Source organism: Bacillus sp. AFS040349 (genome assembly GCF_002577655.1).
Lineage (GTDB): Bacteria > Bacillota > Bacilli > Bacillales > Bacillaceae > Metabacillus.
This window is the reverse complement of the sequence record NZ_NUMC01000165.1, coordinates 26,568-42,839: the sequence shown is the minus strand read 5'-3', so window position 1 is coordinate 42,839 and position 16,272 is coordinate 26,568. Positions and strand designations below refer to the sequence as shown.

Sequence of the window (16,272 nt, the reverse complement as noted above, 5' to 3'; positions counted from 1 at the left end):
ATCATTTTATGAATAAAATATATTAATCCTAAAGCACCCATGTAAGATCTCTAAAAGACACTCAAAACAGAGTGTCTTTTTACGTTTATAATGAAAAATCTTTTTAAAGAAATTTAAAATGAACTTCTCCTCCTTTTAGGCTCCCAAGCGGAGGTTTTCGATATTTTATCCGAAAAAATAATGACTACGTCCAAACCAATCATAAAAGTATTCATACTATAAATTAACCTCAGATAAAGGAGGTGAAAAATATGTCAGGTGGATATGGTTCTGGTGCAGGTTTTGCGCTAATCGTAGTACTATTTATTCTTTTAATTATCGTTGGTGCTGCTTATGTTGGCGGTGGTTACTAATTTAAAAAAGTAATTCAAAATTAAAGCAGACTACAGCGTAGTCTGCTTTTTGAAAAGTAAGGGTTCTGATCATCACATTGCTTATCTCCACAAAAAAGCGAACAACCATCTATTGTTGTTCGCTTAATAACTTATCCCCAAATCTCTTTTGAAATATCTACAATGTACTTTAACTTCGCCCATTGCTCTTCTTCGGTTAAGATATTTCCATGATGCGTTGATGCAAATCCACATTGTGGACTAATACATAATTGCTCTAATGGCACATACTTTGTTGCTTCTTCTACACGAGCTTTAATATTTTCCTTATCTTCTAATTGTCCATGTTTTGATGTGAAAACACCAAGAACAACTCTTGGACCATCGTTTGGTATATAATCTAATGGTCCGAAATCACCAGAGCGATCATCATCATATTCTAAGAAAAAGCCATTCACTTTTTCTTTTGCGAACAATGTTGGTGCAATTTTAGCATAGCTACCTTCAAATGCCCATTTAGAACGGTAGTTACCACGGCAAAGGTGAGTAGTAATCGTTAAATCTTCTGGCTTATCTTCAAGAACACCATTTACAACACGCAAAGCTAAGTCAATTAATTGTTCACGCGAAAAACCACTATCATTAAACGGAATTTCAGGTGCATTAAGTCCAGCAATATATACATCGTCTAGTTGTAAGTAGCGGCAACCAACATCATAAAATGCTTTAATGGCATCCTTATATGTTTGGATAACATCATTCGTATATTCTTCAATATCTGGATAAATTTCCAGGTTACGGATCCCTGCATTAAATAATTGGTTCGGGCTAGGAATCGTTTGTTTAGCAACCGCACGATCCCCGACAATTTCTTTAAACTCGATAAATTCTTTTATATGAGGATGCTCAGGGTTAAATGAAATTTTTCCGATAACACGAACATCGTATCTTTCTGTTTCCTCACCCTTGAATGCAAACCCGCTTTCTGGAACATATCCCTCTACACCGTTTAAATGCTCTAGAAAATCTGTGTGCCAAAATCTACGACGAAACTCACCATCGGTCACAGCTTGCAAACCAACTTCGATTTGCTTATCAACAATTTTTTTAATTTCTTCCGTTTCAATTTTATGTAGTTGTTCAGACGTTAAATTCCCCTCTTGGAAATCTTTTCTTGCTTGATGAATTCTTTCTGGACGTAATAGACTTCCAACGTGATCGGCTCTAAAAGGCGCTTTTACTAGTGTTTTTGTCATGTAAATCTCTCCTAACTTTGGATGGTTTAAATTAAAGGCTATAGATGTAATCCCTAGTGATGAAAATGATCAGGTCAGCAATAGGTAATAAAACATTCACCAGGATAAAAATATGTAGACTTAGTTTTTACTACAGACCTAGTATACTTTTAAAACAAAAACCCCTCTTCCAAAAGAAAGAGGGGGCTAGTTTTTCATAAATATGACCTGATCCTCTTATCTCAAGCATGATTGCTCTGGAATTGGCACAGTACTATAAAAGTCCGCTGCCGAGGCTTCAAAGGGCCAGTCCCTCCACCTCTCTTGATAAGAAATTTTTGAATATATTAAATTGTTTTATTACTATACAATTAAACAATCAAAGCTGTCAACACTTATAGAGAATTTTTCCAACCAGAGGGACAGGTTACTTGTCCCAAATAAAAAATGGGACAGTGTACCTGTCCCTCTGTTTGTTAAGTTTTTGTCACTTCAATTGTTTTTCTGTCGAAACACTTTCAATTACAGACAAATTTTTGCATAATATTCCTTGTGTCTATTTTATTTTCGGAGGATATGAACGATGGCTAAGGAAACCAAGAAACTTATGATGTGCATTAATGGTCTTAAATCTGATTTATTTCAAATTGCGGAAAATACTGGTCTAGATAGTCGGTATACTTTGGAATGTAGTATTCAATTGGACGAACTAATTAAGCGATATCATCAGGAAAATGAAAAAAACAACACTATTGAATAATGTAAGAATTCATTTAACAAAACCTCTTAGAAGGTTTTACTAAAATCCAACTTACATAAACTTAAATTCTTATAAAAAAAGAACCACCTGATAGGTAGCTTTAAAGTCTAATAATTTCTTTTTCATACACTAATTCAACTAAATACTTTTCATCGATTTTCATGATTTCAAGTTGTCCATTTTGATAATCATGCAATACTGTGTAAAGACAACCCTTATACATTACTTGATCATTTACAAACATTACTAATTACCTCTCACTTTAAAGATCATTTTCTAATATATGATAACTAATGAATATTAATTAATGATAGAAATCTTATTACAAATCGGTAAATTTAATGTAAATTTCTTATCTTTAGTTTACCAAATACAAATACATTTATAGTCATATTTTTGACGTAAAATAAAAAATTGGGACAGTATACTGTCCCTCTAGAACCCACCTTCTCCTCCACCACTATTAAGATGGTTATATTGATTCCCCAACACTTCGGACTCTACATTATGATTCCCTTTATTAACATCCGGAGGAACAGCTCCTGTTTTTTTATCAAAATATATAGCTAGTGTAATCACAATGCTTAATGGGATCAAAAAAAGCAACCAAATCACAAAATCTCTCCTTTTGAAGTCGACATATCAGAAAATAAAATATTCAGATTATTTATATTTTACCATAATTTTACCATTAACTACAGATTTTCTCCTGATTTAACTAGTTAACCTCTCCTTAAATAATCAATAAATAACAATTCTATATTGTTTTTAAAATAATAATCTCAAATTGATATTTGTTTAATATCAATTTGAAATATATAATAAAAACAAGAACAACAAAGAAAACGTTTACAATATTAATACAACAACGTTTTTCCCATATTTAAGGAGGATTTACCATGAGCCAATTAGCTAGACAATCTAAAGTGAAGGATTTATTAGCGAAGAAAAAATTCAATGAAAAAGAAATCGCAGAAATGACAGATCCGCAAATTGAATACTATCACTGGCTCTATTTTGAAGATTCTGTTTACGACTATATGTAATTTACTATATTAATAAAGAAAAAGCTTTTGTACTTTGTACAAAAGCTTTTTTGTTTTAAATTACCTTCGGAACCTTATAAACCTCCCTAAAATAAGTAGCCACCTCAAATATGCCTCTTTCAATTCTTCGATTACCAAAAATACGAAACATCGCCAATAATTTGATTATTTTGTGCCAAAAATTTGGCCTGTTTTCAATCTATAACATTTTAAAACTAGCTAACAAGCCTTATATATTCATATATTTTATGAAAGTCCAAACTTTAGAAAAAACTTGGCACACCTCTTGCATATATGTTTATCGAAAAACAAAGGGAGGGCTTTAATATGAAAACAAGTGTTGACCAACAAGTAACAAATCAAGTTATTCCTACAACAATGAAAGCTGCAATTGTAAACGAATTCAAACAAAAACTAGAGGTAAAAGAAATTCCAGTCCCAACTCTTGAGTATGGCGAAATTTTAGTAAAAATTAAAGCATGTGGAGTTTGTCACACTGACCTTCACGCTGCACACGGTGACTGGCCGGTAAAACCAAAGCTTCCATTAGTACCTGGACATGAAGGTGTTGGAGAAGTCGTAAAGGTGGCAGAAGGTGTAACTTCCATTAAAATTGGAGATATCGTTGGTATTCCTTGGTTATACTCTGCATGTGGTGAATGTGAATACTGCTTAACAGGGAGAGAAACACTTTGTCATGAACAGTTAAATGCCGGCTATTCCGTTGACGGTGGTTATGCAGAATATTGCAAAGCACCTGCAAATTATGTTGTAAAAGTACCTTCTGGTGTTGACCTTGCTGAAATTTCTCCAATTTTCTGTGCTGGGGTAACAACATACAAGGCATTAAAAGTAAGTGAAGCTAAACCTGGTGACTGGGTAGCGATTTATGGTATCGGTGGCCTTGGACATGTTGCTTTACAATATGCAAAAGCAATGGGTTTCAACGTTATTGCTGTAGATATTCAAGATGACAAGCTTGATTTAGCATCCGAATTAGGAGCAGATTTAACAATTAATGGCTTAAAATGTGATCCTATTCAAGAAATTAAAGATAAAGTAGGTGGAGTTCAATCAGCTATTAGTGTTGCGGTAACGAAAAAAGCATTTGAACAAGCTTACGGATCTGTTAAGCGTGGTGGAACTCTGGTTGTTGTTGGTCTTCCAAATGATGAGCTTCCAATTCCAATTTTTGATACTGTTCTTAACGGTGTTTCTGTAAAAGGTTCAATTGTTGGAACAAGAAAAGACCTCCAGGAAGCCGTACAGTTTGCTGCAGAAGGAAAAGTTAAAACAAATATATCAACAGAGCCACTTGATAACATCAATGAAGTATTCGAAAGAATGGAAAAAGGTCAAATTAACGGACGTGTTGTATTAACACTAGAATAATCATAAAATCTTAAATAATTGAAAGATAAAAAGCGTTCAGATGACCTGGAACAAGATGCAACTGGACGCTTTTTGAATATATTTAAAATCAAATACTACTGTACAAACAGGTAAATCAGTTATGAAAAAAACCACCTATAAATCCATCCGTCAGTTCATAGCCAAAAATAAATGATCCAATAATATAAGCTAATATGAAGGCAATAATAATTCCAACAAAGTTATTTTCAAGTTGCTTCATTTTTTCATTTTTCATGGCTGTCCTCCTGCATTACCCAGCAATCGATTATTCTTAATATTCCTACTTGAATATAAGTTATACCAATTATATAAACAGGTAATTACAGTTATGTTTTCTAAAGGCCTTTATGTGTATCATTTATTTTTCCATGTAACTTTTCCCCTTTTCATAGTTCTCCTTCTTCATCTTTTCCGGTAACATGCTTCCTCCTGTTGCCCACACCAAATGAGTTGCGTGAGGATACTGAAAATCGGGTTGATTAATGATGTGTAATACACCTGGAAATCCAGCTAAAGCTGAAGGTTCTAAATTTATATTTTCTGTGTCAACTAACATAGTAAGCAATTGAAAAAGATGTTCATCTTCAACAGTATAAACCCCACTGATGAGTTCTTCTAAAAGCTTTCCAACAAAACCTGAAGGTCTGCCTACAGCTAATCCGTCAGCTTCTGTGATATTATCAATATCAAAATCTTGGACAGAAACTTTCTCATGTAGTCCAGTTAATAAACCTAAAAGCATTGCTGGAGAATGAGTTGGCTCTGCAAAGAAGCAATGCACAGAATCCTTAAAAATCAATTTTAATCCGAAAGCAACTCCACCTGGACTTCCCCCCACACCACAAGGTAAATAGACGAACAACGGATTTTCTTCATTAACTACTATCCCTAACTCTTCTAATTGCTTTTGTAATCGCAGCGCTGCGACTGCGTATCCTAAAAACAGATCTTTCGAGTTCTCATCATCTATAAAATGCATATTCTCATTTGCTTGAGCTTGCCTTCTTCCTTCAGAAACAGCTTTACTATAGTCGGAATTATACTCAATAACAGTAACGCCTTTTTCTTTTAATAAGTCTTTTTTCCATTCTTTTGCATCAGCTGACATATGAACATATACGTTGAACCCTAATTTGGCACTTATGATTCCTATACTAAGTCCGAGATTACCTGTCGAACCTACTGCGATGGAATATTGTGAAAATAATTCTCCAAACGATTTGTTAGTTAATATAGAGTAATCGTCATCATATGATAACATTCCGTTGTCTATAGCAATGCGTTCAGCATATTTTAATACTTCATAAATTCCACCTCTAGCTTTAATGGAACCTGAAATAGGTAACAAGTTGTCAGCTTTCAGAAAAACTTCTTGATTTACTTGCATATTATAGAGGTTCTCCATCGCCTTTTTCATTTTAGGAATACGAATAGTTCGCGATTCAATCACTCCATTAGCCTCTTCTGTTTCTGGGAAAGCCTTGATAAGATATGGTGCAAATCTTATTAGCCTTTCTTCCGCTTCCTTCACATCATCCAGTGTAATGGAAAGTTTGGATACAGCTTCTTCAAAATCTTTATATTTAGGATTCCTCCAAAATGTTTCCTCTGTTTCCATTATTGTATGTAGATTGGGATTGTCTCTTTTCCATTCTTCTAATGTTTTACCATGAATTATTTTCATTAAAATTACCCTCTTTTATTTTTTCTTTTTCACTCCTACAAAATAACCAATAAAAAAAATAACGATTGAATAACCAATTAACATAAGAATAGGTGTTGGGATGGATAGACTAAAGTTTACAAATGCAGAGTATGCTTTAAGGATTTGTGGAACCAATTGGTCCTTTGTAGATAGATAATATATGTTCACAATGAATAAACATAGGATAATAAAAAATAAAGCGCGTAAAATTTGTGTTATGTTCGTTTGCTTCTTTGCTTTCGATCCTGCTTTTTTTGCCGTTTCCATATTCTGCTCCCTTCCTATTTCTTCTCAAGTAATAAAATTATATTTAACTTAGATAGTTCCTGCTTTTTAAAGAAAGTTCTTTTAAAAATCTCTTAAAATAGAATTAAACATAATCTTTTAAAAAAATGTCCATACCATATTTATAAAAATTATCTAAACCTTACATTTTTGTTGGCGTTTTTTAATACAATTCTTATAGAGGTGATAAAAATGCCAAGAGTAAAATACACCGAGAGTGACATCGATTTAATGGCAAGGATGATGAGAGCAGAAGCAGAAGGTGAAGGCAAACTAGGAATGCTGATGGTTGGCAATGTTATTGTTAATCGACTAAAGGCTAATTGCTTAGATTTTAAAGACTTACGATCAGTTCGAGATGTTATTTACCAGGTTCAGGGAGGAAATTATTCTTTTGAAGCCGTTCAAAAAGGAAATGTTTTTTACCAAAGAGCAAGAGGTATAGAAAAAAAATTAGCTAAACAAAATCTTGATTATTGGAGAGAGCATCCTTCAAAGTTTGCACTTTGGTACTTTAATCCTTATGCTGCATGTCCACCTACATGGTACGATCAACCAATCACAGGACAATACAAACAACATTGCTACTATGAACCAAAGCCTGATACTTGCGAAGGTGCTTACGTTTGGTAAAAGTAAATCCCCACAATTGTGGGGATTTTTGATATTAATCTTTTATTTTAGAATCACTTATCTTGCTATCATCAAAACATTGAAAACAAAATAGCTTCGCTTGATCGTTTAGCTTTCCATTTAAAAAACCGTCAATACAATATATCGTCTTACTACATTCAATACAAATCCCTACTTCTTCGACCATCATAATATCCTCATACTAAAATGTTTCGTAATGAACGAGTTCATTTTTTGGAGTACTATCCTTTTTACTTGGGGCTTCTTTTTGATACCCCAATCCTAAGACCGCAATAACCCTTCGATCAGAAGGGATGTGAAGGATTTTTCTTACATACTCTTCTCCTTGTTTTGATTTCACTTCATCCTCCATATTAAAAACAGCTCCAAAAGCACAACCAAGTCCTTCGTTAACTGCTGATAACCAAATATAACTACATGCAATCGATGCATCCTGCAGCCAATACTTGCTAATTTCAGGACGCCCTGTAACAATAACGGCACCTTGTGCTTCTTTCAACCACTTCATATATGGTGTTGTATGATAAAGAAGATCTAATGTCTCTCGATTTGTTACAACAACAAATTCTCTAGAAGGCAAGTTGTTACCAGTCGGGGCTAGACAAGCTTGATTAAGAATTTCCTCCATCACTTCTTTTGGAATTTTTTCTTCTAAAAAACTTGTAATTTCTCTACGTTTCTTAAGCACCTGATTAAATTCCATTCTTTTCCCCTCCACAATAAAGAAATATTTTATATACATCTTTATTTCACCAAATATAGGAAAAGAAATCAATAATTTAATCGTATGTATAGGAATTACCTAGTCAAAATATAATATGTGACTAGGTATTTAGAGACTGATTGTCAAGTAGATGAATAGCAACTTAATAAATACTTCCCTTAAATTTCTCCGGCTTTTTCACATAGCTTTCAAGTATAAAACCACAATCTGTACAAATAATGTATTCAATATCTGAACCTAAACTCATTTTATTCATAGGGTACATTACAGCATAACCACTATGTTTTCCTTTTCCTAACTCTTTTCCGCCACATTTTGAGCATTCAGTTATTTTTGGAGCAATACTCATTTTATTCTCTCCTTTTTTATTCTCTAACTTCTATTTTTATGATCTACTATTACATACGAATGGAGTGATAAATAGTTCCAGATTTATAAAATATTAATTAATCCTATTAACAAATATAAAAATATGGACACACGCCGTTGAATCAAGGCAACTATCGCATATATTAACCCAGGAAATGTAAAAAAACTAACAGGAGTGATTTATGCATTATTTTTTAATATTTACCACAAACGTTTTCCCTACGATTAAATGTATTTAATACATTTTGAAAAAGTTCAGGATCATTCGTAAATCCACCGGTAACTCCCCATAACAATGCTTTTTCCATTTCTTCCTCCTCATTTATTGTGTAAGGATGAATGTCAAGTCCACTTTTTCTAACCTTTTCTACGTAAGTTTGATCAATAGATTTAAAGTTTGGACCTATTCCGATTGCGTATTTTTTAATAGCAGCTAGCTGTTTATTCGAAATAGTAGCATTTCCTCTATAAGCTAGAAGCTGAACTAAAGGGATGTTAGGGTTTAGCTCGTGAATTTTTTCTAAGCTTTCTGAACTGAATGATTGGATAATCACATGGTTAGTATCATCATTATGGCTTGAAAGTTGATAGAGATCTAGAAGTTCTAGTAGTTTTCCCTCCATATTTCGGTATTTTATTGGTGATTTTGTTTCAATATAATAATTGGCTTCATTTCCAAACGTTTGAAAAATTTCTTCCAGTGTAGGTACTACCAATCCTTTATAAGCTTAGTTCGCATATTGCGGGTACATGTAATTAAACCACGAACCTGCATCCAATTTTTTAATTTCATTCAATGTCATATCCTTAACGAATCCAGTTCCATTTGTTGTCCGATTCACCGTTTCATCATGCATGGCAACAAGATGACCATCTTTTGTCATCTGAAGGTCTATTTCTATATAAGTTCCGTTTACCTTCTCACCTAGCTCATAAGAAGCAAGTGTATGTTCAGGTGCAAGTCCTGAAGCACCACGGTGTGCAACAATCAATTGGTTTGTATTAGGAGGAGATTTTACTTTCTTTGAACTTAAATCTGTAAAATTCAAAACGATGAGAACTGTGACTGTTATACAGAAAGCTAATGCGGCAAAACGTTTGTTTTCATACAAAAAACTCCCATAAATAAGTGTCAATTCTCACTTTAAAGGGAGTTTGTAAATCTTCAACTGCTTTTTTGTAAATTTTCTAATTTTATATTTACTATCAATTTTTTGGTAGTTCAATCAGTCCACCTGAAAAATTTTATACCAATGATTGATGAAGCAACTAAAATCACAGCTAAAACCCCCATATCATCCAAAGACTGAGTTGTGAAAAGTGTCCCATTCCAGCCGTCTCTCAACACATTTACAACATAAGTTAAAGGAACAAAGACAGCTATTTTTTGTAAAATTTCTGGTAGAGCTTCAAGCGGAAGTGTTGCACCTGATAAAAACATCATTGGATACATGGCGACCATTGCAATTCCTAATGCTGTTTGCATTCTTTTCACTAGGCTGGAAACGAGAAATCCTATTGAAAAAAATGTGATTGAGCAAAATGTTAATGAAATCAAAAATTCGATGGGACTCTTTGTTAAATTCGTATCAAATCCAAACTTGGATATAAGCAAAATTTCTATTACTCCTACATAAATCGCAAAAAATCCTTTAATAATAGTTGCCGTGAAAATCGCATTCTGATTAATTGGCGTTCCTTTAAGCCGCTTGTATACTCCTTTTTCACGATCTATCACAACTTGAAGCCCTATGGAGAAAAAAGCAGTTGTAAAAATAATAATCGCAATCATACTTGGAATATAAGCCTGAAAATAATCCAACCCATCATAAGAGTTTGTTTGAAACATTAACCCAAAGACAACAAAACTAACTCCTGGAACAATAAACGTAAAAAGTAACGCTAGTGTTTCACGAAAAAATAATGTTAATTCCATTTTTGTATGTGTAATAACTGATTGCATTCTAACTCCTCCTTTATTGCCCTACCGCGTATTGTAAGTAAACATCTTCCATTGAGCCTTTACAAGTTAATGATTGAATTAACTGAGTAGGCTCATCACATGCAACAAGTTTTCCTTGTTTGATGATCGCAATTCGATCACAATGTCTTTGTGCTTCATCCATATAATGAGTCGAGAGAATAATTGTTTTACCTTCCCCTCTAAACATATTAATAGCTTTCCATAATTCAAGTCGTGCCTGTGGATCTAACCCTGTAGTTGGTTCGTCTAAGAAAATAATTTCAGGGTCGTTTACTAACGCAAGCGCTAGCGACGTGCGCTGCTGCCAGCCGCCTGATAAGTTTTTAATATATTTATTGAGATAAGGCTCAAGTTCAAGTGTTGCAATTATTTCTTTTAAGTCTCTTCTTTTGTCATAATAAGAACTAAATAGAGTTAGTGCCTCTTTTACTTTTATCCGATCATAAAGTGCTGTTTGTTGAAGCTGTATCCCGATTTTTTGTTTCATTTCATTTGAAGCTGATACCATATCCTTTCCTAAAACCCTCACTGTTCCAGAATCCGGCTTTCTAAGCCCCATCATCATCTCTAGTGTGGTTGATTTTCCAGCTCCATTTGCCCCGATAATACCAAGTACCTCCCCTTTTTTAACCTGAAGAGAGATCCCGTCTACCGCTCTAACATCACCATAGCTTTTTGCAATATGTTCTAGTTCAATTACATTTACCATCTTCACAACTCCTTTTGTTCTGTCCTTAACTTATACCTTTATCTTACAAATGAAATCTTAATTAAATCTTAATCCAACCATATTTTATTATTAAACTTACAGGAGTTGATTCAATGGTAGTTAGTAGAAATTAGGAGGTAAAACACTCATGTTAAGTTGTTTAATTTTGTGGCGCTAATTTCAAATTTGCACCAAGAAACAAGTTTAATGTTGTAAATACATAACTAGTTGATAAATGATTTGATATACAAAAAACAATACACTATGGTATTATTTTACAATAGGTCTATAACATGTTAGGAGATTTCAACTGTGAGTAAAAGTAGTATTTCTTCATTATTTGTTTATTTTGGATTGTTAAGTATGATGAGTTTGTTGGGGGTATTAATTGAATTTGATTCCTATTCGAAGGCTATTTTAAATCTGATACTCTTTCCTGTTTTGCTCAGTATCGTTTTATTTTTATCAAAAGAAGATTTGAGAGAATCTCCATTTACTATAAAGAGATCTGTTATCGTTTCTATTCTTGTTGTGTTAATAGGCTTTATTCTATTAATCATAGGGACTCTGATTATTACAAACATTAAAGAATACTTAGGTGTTACGCTATCGAACTCTAATACAGATAATCTGATAAAAGCGGTACCCCTAGTAGCAATCATTACTGTTATTATTGCTCCTATTCTTGAAGAAGTTGTTTTTAGAAGACATATACAAACTTTTTTCTATAAAAAAACAAATGCTGCTCTAAGCATAGTTCTAACTTCTATTTTATTTGCAGCATGGCATTTTACTTTAATAGGCTTTCCAAATTTATTTCTATCGTCTTTAATTTTTTCAACTAGTTACTATATTACTAATCGACTTTCTGTACCAATTGTTCTTCATGTACTATTGAACTCAATAGTTGCCTTAGGAAGTTTCTTCGCCTAACTCTAAAAATAGTATGCTACATATTAAATGATCTAGCATACTATTTTTTAGAATCACATTATTCCTTTGTTAGGTTCAACCTAACAAATTCTTCAAAACAGCATGTGCTATACCTCTTTAACAGGAAGTTCGATGATAAAATTCGTTTTCCCACGCTTTGGTTTTGTATCTAGGGTGACCTTTCCTTCGTGCTTTTCGATAATTTTTTTTGTAATAGCTAATCCTAATCCAGAGCCGCCGTCATTCTTTCTACTTTGATCTCCTCTTACGAAAGGATCAAATAATGTATTGACCAAGTCATCTTTAATGCCTAATCCGTCATCACCAATTTCAAGAGTAACAGAATTCACATTTTTTGTTAGTGAAATAAACACTGTTGTGTGTTCGGGATTGTACTTAGCAGTGTTTTCTAACAAGTTTGAAATAGCGCGGTATAAGAGTTTAGTGTCAAATTCATACATCAATTTACTAGTTGGAATGTCAATGAGAAGCTCCATTTCTTTATCTGCGAATAACTGATAATATTCTACTATAACTTCTCTATAAAACTCACAAAGATCTTTTTTCTCAATATTCATTTGGGAGTCCGGTGTTTCCAATTTTGAAAACATAAAAAGCTCATCAATTAATGTTGTTACTCTCACAGATTTGTTATGAATATATTTTAAGTACCGTTTTATTTGTTCTTCATCATCCACAAGTTCTTCATATAATGCTTTTGAATATCCTTGAATAGTCGTCATTGGTGTTTTTAAATCATGAGAAAGATCTGCCAACATTCTTTTTTTACTTTCTTCAAGTTGTTCTTTTTCTTCCATTAATCGCTTCAAATCTTCATTTAATTCTTTGTATCTAAGCGATGCTCTCATAATAAACGGTAATATTCCTCCACCAAATAATGGAGGCAAAAAGCTTATCAATAAATACAGTTGATCTGGAAAAATTTCTTGATAGATAAGGGTAATACTAAATAATGTAAAAAGTCCACATAAACCGTACATCCACTTTAATGGCAATCGCACAAACAGGTACACAAACACAAAAATGATATATAAATACATAGGGTTGTAAAAATATGCAAAAATAAGAGTAATGATGATCTCACTTGTTAATAAATATTTTACTAATTTTTCACTCCAAAATATCTGCCTGTAGATGATCATAAATGCAAGCATTAACAATAAACCAGGGTACAGCTTATTTGAAGGTTCTTGTAACAAAAAGTAAAAAGGAATACACATATTAGCAATATACATATATGGATGAAATCCTTCTTCCTTTGGAAATAGCTTAAAACTCAAATTCATCCCTACCTCAAAAAAATAGACCTAAAAGGCCTATAAAGTCTATTTTTCAAACTTGTATCCCAATCCTCTAACAGTTTTTATATAGATTGGTTTTTTCGGATTTTCTTCAATCTTTTCCCTTAGCTTTGAGATATGAACATTAATGGTGTTATCTTCTTCACCACCGATGTAATAATCATTCCATGCTCTTTCAAAAATTTGCTGCTTGGTAAAAACTCTTCCAGGATAATCCATTAACAACTCAAGAATTCTATATTCAATTTTCGTTAACTGAATGACCCTTTCTTGTTTTATGATCGAAAACGAATTTTCATCTAGTGTGAGATTTCCAACAACTATTTTTCGTGAATCATGATCTTCTAGTTGTGTTTTTGCTTCTAAGGAATAGTTATAGCTCCTTCTTAAAAGAGCTTGAACTCTTGCTACAACTTCCAAAGGATTGAATGGCTTTTGAATAAAATCATCCGCTCCTAAACTAAGACCTTCTATCTTGTCTTGATCTTCTTGTTTTGCCGAAATAATAATAATCGGAATTTGTATCGTTTCTCTCACTTTTTTAATAAGTTGATAACCATCAATGATCGGCATCATAATGTCCACAAGCATTAAATCGATTTGTTCTTTTGCAATTAGTTGAAATGCATCCATTCCATCATGTGCCTCAATAATATGAAAGCCTTCTTTTTTTAGATAAAGGCTGAGCAATTCGGTAATCTCTGGTTGATCATCAACAATTAAAATGGATCTACTCACTGGCGGTCCTTCTCTCTCTAAATAATAGAACTTTTGTCATCTACCTTTAGTATAGCAAGCTATGAAAAAAGGAAAAGAAGAAGTTGTCATTATTAACCAAAAAAAGCTTACCTCATCGTAAATTAAGAGGTAAACTTCCTATAAACAGATCATTAAATAAACAAGATAGTATATTTAAAATCAAAGCATTTCCTTAAATGTTCTAGCTTGTTCATCTAATTGCTGTGCTGACATGCATATGTTTTTAAACTCTTGCATTGCTTGCTCAATCAATGTTTGACTGCTTGTTATTCCTGTTTGTGAACGCTGTGTTACATCACTGATTTTAACAATTTCACCTGTAATTCCTTCGATATGTGCATTAACTTCTTGAACAGAATCTTGTACACGATTTGCTAGTTTTCGAACTTCATCTGCTACAACGTTAAATCCTCTTCCATGTTCCCCGGCACGAGCTGCTTCTATCGCTGCATTTAAAGCTAAAAGATTAGTTTGTGAAGCAATTTCACGAATTGTTTTCGTGATGTTTTCAATAGAAGAAGCTTTCTGTTTTAATATTTTTAAAATTTCTAAGTTTTCACCTGATTGTAAGACAAGCTCAGCATTCGCATCTGCAACGTCTTCACTTGTAGAAATTCCTTCTTCTGCCCGATCTAAAAGATCAGCGGACATTTGCTTTAATCGTGATGCAACTTCTACTGTATGTTTTTCTCGTATTGTAATATCTGTAGCAATTTTGACAACACCTTGTACCACCCCATATTCATCTAATACTGGTGAATAAGTTGCTTCAAGCCAAATATGTCGACCTGTTTTCGTTACACGCTGTATTTTTTCTTGAAAGCTTTTCCCTTTCCGTAAATTTCTCCAAAATTCCAGGTACTCTCTTCCTCTAGAAAATTCTTCTGTGCAAAACTGTTTATGCAACAGATTAGGCATTTCTGACATTTGATATTCCATTGTTTTCGCGAAGTTTTCATTTGCCCATAATACTTTTCCATGCGGATCAAATGTAATCATTGCAACTGATTTCTCGATTGCACTTAGAACTGAAACTTCGTCTAAAACATGGGATGATTTGGAAACGCTTGCTAATTTAGATACCAGCATAATAATTATCCTCAATTCTATCCTATTATTTTAGTGAAAAATTATTGCTCACTCATTTATCATAGTCTAAAAATACTACGATTGTAAAACTTGAACACTCTAAATTTAGTCATATTTACACATTCTTAACAATTGGTCGTTTTCCTCCTATAAATATAGTGTTGTCGAAAACACGATTGATGACCTCTACAATATTCAACAAAATTACTCGTAAGCTCGAAATTTGTATTAAACTTAAAAAAAGGAACACTATATCTATATACTAAAAATGTTTTAGAGATAATAACTCCTATGATCCTTTTATTTTATGAAAGAAATGATAACTAGGAATATATACCTATATCAATGCGACAAAATACAACAATGTCCTCTCATTTCTTCTATAAGACTTTTATTATTAGAGAATCAATCAGTAAAAAACACCCCAAAAGTTAGAATTGGTTCGTCTAACTTTTGGGGTGCACATCACACACAGTCACCGGTCTCTTTATCTATTCAAATAACTTCCATTCAACATCCGCAGAAACTACCTCTATAATCGTATCTAAATCAGACATCTCTACTTGCTGATTTTTAATTTTATCTTTGATATTTTTTAATATCTCTTCTTTTTCGTTCAATTTTTCTTCCGCTACGTTTTGAGCGAATTTTGCAACAATGGATGAATTCTCCTCTTTAAATTCATCAATTTGATCAATAAGTTCATCAACTCGTTTAGAAATTAATTGCTCATCCTCCTCCGATAATGACTTGTTTTCCTTTAAGGATTCCAGTTCTCCTTTTGTATCCATAAACACATCAGCCAATTTTTCCACTTCCATTGCAAATTCTTCCGTTTCCGAAGTTGACATATCTAAGTCAACTGAACAACCGGTTAAAATAAATGCCATTGAAATTCCAGTAATTAACATAAGTTTTTTCATTTGCTTTCCTTCCTTTACACGATAATTTAT

The 16,272-nt window shown here is 33.0% G+C and carries 19 protein-coding genes, 3 pseudogenes and 1 riboswitch; of the genes and pseudogenes, 6 read left to right on the top strand and 16 right to left on the bottom strand.

Annotation, left to right across the window (positions count from 1 at the left end; genetic code table 11):
* The first annotated feature begins 251 nt into the window (after positions 1-251).
* Positions 252-353 carry a YjcZ family sporulation protein gene (locus COD11_RS25335; protein ID WP_098799660.1) on the top strand — a complete coding sequence of 34 codons (102 nt, stop codon included), beginning with the start codon at positions 252-254 and terminating at the stop codon, positions 351-353.
* Positions 354-484: 131 nt separating this feature from the next.
* Here the strand turns inward: COD11_RS25335 and COD11_RS25330 are convergent, their stop codons facing one another.
* Positions 485-1,588: a 5-methyltetrahydropteroyltriglutamate--homocysteine S-methyltransferase gene (locus tag COD11_RS25330; protein WP_098799659.1), complete on the bottom strand. Its 1,104-nt coding sequence runs from the start codon at positions 1,586-1,588 to the stop codon at positions 485-487.
* Between the two features lie 213 nt (positions 1,589-1,801).
* Positions 1,802-1,901: riboswitch (SAM riboswitch) on the bottom strand.
* A 249-nt stretch (positions 1,902-2,150) separates the two neighbouring features.
* Here COD11_RS25330 and COD11_RS25325 point away from each other — a divergent pair.
* Entirely contained in the window at positions 2,151-2,327 is a 177-nt protein-coding gene (locus COD11_RS25325) for an aspartyl-phosphate phosphatase Spo0E family protein (RefSeq protein ID WP_098799658.1), read from the top strand.
* Positions 2,328-2,427: 100 nt separating this feature from the next.
* Here the strand turns inward: COD11_RS25325 and COD11_RS27185 are convergent, their stop codons facing one another.
* Positions 2,428-2,571, bottom strand: a complete 144-nt coding sequence (locus tag COD11_RS27185; protein ID WP_176551247.1) for a hypothetical protein — start codon at positions 2,569-2,571, stop codon at positions 2,428-2,430.
* A 191-nt stretch (positions 2,572-2,762) separates the two neighbouring features.
* Positions 2,763-2,942, bottom strand: coding sequence for a hypothetical protein (locus COD11_RS25320; protein WP_098799657.1), 180 nt, complete (start codon positions 2,940-2,942; stop codon positions 2,763-2,765).
* A gap of 284 nt (positions 2,943-3,226) precedes the next feature.
* Between COD11_RS25320 and COD11_RS26570 the strand changes: the two genes are divergently transcribed.
* Together COD11_RS26570 and adhP are read left to right on the top strand one after the other, a co-directional pair.
* Positions 3,227-3,373 (top strand): BH0509 family protein, encoded by a 147-nt coding sequence (locus tag COD11_RS26570; protein WP_141549749.1) that lies wholly within the window; start codon positions 3,227-3,229, stop codon positions 3,371-3,373.
* Between the two features lie 378 nt (positions 3,374-3,751).
* On the top strand, positions 3,752-4,765 hold the full coding sequence (gene adhP / locus COD11_RS25315) for an alcohol dehydrogenase AdhP (protein WP_098799676.1): 1,014 nt from the start codon (positions 3,752-3,754) through the stop codon (positions 4,763-4,765).
* A gap of 115 nt (positions 4,766-4,880) precedes the next feature.
* On the opposite strand, the gene COD11_RS27180 is transcribed toward adhP, so the two are convergent.
* The 3 genes from COD11_RS27180 to COD11_RS25305 form a co-directional block, all read right to left on the bottom strand.
* Positions 4,881-5,021, bottom strand: a complete 141-nt coding sequence (locus COD11_RS27180; RefSeq protein WP_176551246.1) for a hypothetical protein — start codon at positions 5,019-5,021, stop codon at positions 4,881-4,883.
* 123 nt (positions 5,022-5,144) lie between these two features.
* Positions 5,145-6,470, bottom strand: coding sequence for a D-serine ammonia-lyase (locus COD11_RS25310; RefSeq protein ID WP_141549748.1), 1,326 nt, complete (start codon positions 6,468-6,470; stop codon positions 5,145-5,147).
* A gap of 15 nt (positions 6,471-6,485) precedes the next feature.
* Entirely contained in the window at positions 6,486-6,758 is a 273-nt protein-coding gene (locus COD11_RS25305) for a hypothetical protein (RefSeq protein ID WP_098799655.1), read from the bottom strand.
* Positions 6,759-6,968: 210 nt separating this feature from the next.
* Here COD11_RS25305 and COD11_RS25300 point away from each other — a divergent pair, with 210 nt between their 5' ends.
* Positions 6,969-7,409 carry a cell wall hydrolase gene (locus COD11_RS25300; RefSeq protein ID WP_098799654.1) on the top strand — a complete coding sequence of 147 codons (441 nt, stop codon included), beginning with the start codon at positions 6,969-6,971 and terminating at the stop codon, positions 7,407-7,409.
* Positions 7,410-7,611: 202 nt separating this feature from the next.
* Here COD11_RS25300 and COD11_RS25295 read toward each other — a convergent pair whose 3' ends face one another.
* The 5 genes and pseudogenes from COD11_RS25295 to COD11_RS25275 form a co-directional block, all read right to left on the bottom strand.
* A complete protein-coding gene (locus COD11_RS25295) occupies positions 7,612-8,133 on the bottom strand; it encodes a nitroreductase family protein (RefSeq protein WP_098799653.1) in 522 nt (173 codons plus the stop codon).
* A gap of 163 nt (positions 8,134-8,296) precedes the next feature.
* Positions 8,297-8,503 carry a transcription initiation factor TFIIIB gene (locus tag COD11_RS25290; RefSeq protein WP_098799652.1) on the bottom strand — a complete coding sequence of 69 codons (207 nt, stop codon included), beginning with the start codon at positions 8,501-8,503 and terminating at the stop codon, positions 8,297-8,299.
* 214 nt (positions 8,504-8,717) lie between these two features.
* Positions 8,718-9,635, bottom strand: a pseudogene (locus COD11_RS25285) (glycerophosphodiester phosphodiesterase).
* Between the two features lie 110 nt (positions 9,636-9,745).
* Positions 9,746-10,486, bottom strand: a complete 741-nt coding sequence (locus COD11_RS25280) for an ABC transporter permease (protein WP_098799651.1) — start codon at positions 10,484-10,486, stop codon at positions 9,746-9,748.
* 13 nt (positions 10,487-10,499) lie between these two features.
* On the bottom strand, positions 10,500-11,216 hold the full coding sequence (locus COD11_RS25275) for an ABC transporter ATP-binding protein (protein WP_098799650.1): 717 nt from the start codon (positions 11,214-11,216) through the stop codon (positions 10,500-10,502).
* 312 nt (positions 11,217-11,528) lie between these two features.
* Here COD11_RS25275 and COD11_RS25270 point away from each other — a divergent pair, with 312 nt between their 5' ends.
* Complete coding sequence (locus COD11_RS25270; protein ID WP_098799649.1) at positions 11,529-12,149, top strand: CPBP family intramembrane glutamic endopeptidase; 621 nt, start codon at positions 11,529-11,531, stop codon at positions 12,147-12,149.
* A 107-nt stretch (positions 12,150-12,256) separates the two neighbouring features.
* Here the strand turns inward: COD11_RS25270 and COD11_RS25265 are convergent, their stop codons facing one another.
* The 5 genes and pseudogenes from COD11_RS25265 to COD11_RS25250 all read right to left on the bottom strand — a co-directional run bounded on the left by COD11_RS25265 (position 12,257) and on the right by COD11_RS25250 (position 16,242).
* A complete protein-coding gene (locus COD11_RS25265) occupies positions 12,257-13,456 on the bottom strand; it encodes a sensor histidine kinase (RefSeq protein ID WP_098799648.1) in 1,200 nt (399 codons plus the stop codon).
* Positions 13,457-13,495: 39 nt separating this feature from the next.
* Positions 13,496-14,209 (bottom strand): response regulator transcription factor, encoded by a 714-nt coding sequence (locus COD11_RS25260; RefSeq protein ID WP_098799647.1) that lies wholly within the window; start codon positions 14,207-14,209, stop codon positions 13,496-13,498.
* Positions 14,210-14,389: 180 nt separating this feature from the next.
* Positions 14,390-14,722, bottom strand: a pseudogene (locus tag COD11_RS28295) (methyl-accepting chemotaxis protein); the annotation flags it as partial.
* A 204-nt stretch (positions 14,723-14,926) separates the two neighbouring features.
* Positions 14,927-15,319: pseudogene (locus COD11_RS28290) on the bottom strand (PAS domain-containing protein); the annotation flags it as partial.
* 491 nt (positions 15,320-15,810) lie between these two features.
* The gene (locus COD11_RS25250; RefSeq protein WP_098799645.1) at positions 15,811-16,242 is read right to left on the bottom strand and encodes a hypothetical protein; all 432 of its coding nucleotides are present in this window, start codon (positions 16,240-16,242) and stop codon (positions 15,811-15,813) included.
* Positions 16,243-16,272 lie beyond the last annotated feature (30 nt).

Bases quoted from the DNA above. Each gene is read 5' to 3' on its own strand.
- COD11_RS25290 (WP_098799652.1), bottom strand. From the start codon at position 8,503: ATGAGTATTGCTCCAAAAATAACTGAATGCTCAAAATGTGGCGGAAAA.
- COD11_RS25330 (WP_098799659.1), bottom strand. From the start codon at position 1,588: ATGACAAAAACACTAGTAAAAGCGCCTTTTAGAGCCGATCACGTTGGA.
- COD11_RS25250 (WP_098799645.1), bottom strand. From the start codon at position 16,242: ATGAAAAAACTTATGTTAATTACTGGAATTTCAATGGCATTTATTTTA.
- COD11_RS26570 (WP_141549749.1), top strand. From the start codon at position 3,227: ATGAGCCAATTAGCTAGACAATCTAAAGTGAAGGATTTATTAGCGAAG.
- COD11_RS25275 (WP_098799650.1), bottom strand. From the start codon at position 11,216: ATGGTAAATGTAATTGAACTAGAACATATTGCAAAAAGCTATGGTGAT.
- COD11_RS25265 (WP_098799648.1), bottom strand. From the start codon at position 13,456: ATGAATTTGAGTTTTAAGCTATTTCCAAAGGAAGAAGGATTTCATCCA.
- COD11_RS25280 (WP_098799651.1), bottom strand. From the start codon at position 10,486: ATGCAATCAGTTATTACACATACAAAAATGGAATTAACATTATTTTTT.
- COD11_RS27185 (WP_176551247.1), bottom strand. From the start codon at position 2,571: ATGTTTGTAAATGATCAAGTAATGTATAAGGGTTGTCTTTACACAGTA.
- COD11_RS25295 (WP_098799653.1), bottom strand. From the start codon at position 8,133: ATGGAATTTAATCAGGTGCTTAAGAAACGTAGAGAAATTACAAGTTTT.
- COD11_RS25300 (WP_098799654.1), top strand. From the start codon at position 6,969: ATGCCAAGAGTAAAATACACCGAGAGTGACATCGATTTAATGGCAAGG.
- COD11_RS25305 (WP_098799655.1), bottom strand. From the start codon at position 6,758: ATGGAAACGGCAAAAAAAGCAGGATCGAAAGCAAAGAAGCAAACGAAC.
- adhP (WP_098799676.1), top strand. From the start codon at position 3,752: ATGAAAGCTGCAATTGTAAACGAATTCAAACAAAAACTAGAGGTAAAA.
- COD11_RS25310 (WP_141549748.1), bottom strand. From the start codon at position 6,470: ATGAAAATAATTCATGGTAAAACATTAGAAGAATGGAAAAGAGACAAT.
- COD11_RS25325 (WP_098799658.1), top strand. From the start codon at position 2,151: ATGGCTAAGGAAACCAAGAAACTTATGATGTGCATTAATGGTCTTAAA.
- COD11_RS27180 (WP_176551246.1), bottom strand. From the start codon at position 5,021: ATGAAAAATGAAAAAATGAAGCAACTTGAAAATAACTTTGTTGGAATT.
- COD11_RS25335 (WP_098799660.1), top strand. From the start codon at position 252: ATGTCAGGTGGATATGGTTCTGGTGCAGGTTTTGCGCTAATCGTAGTA.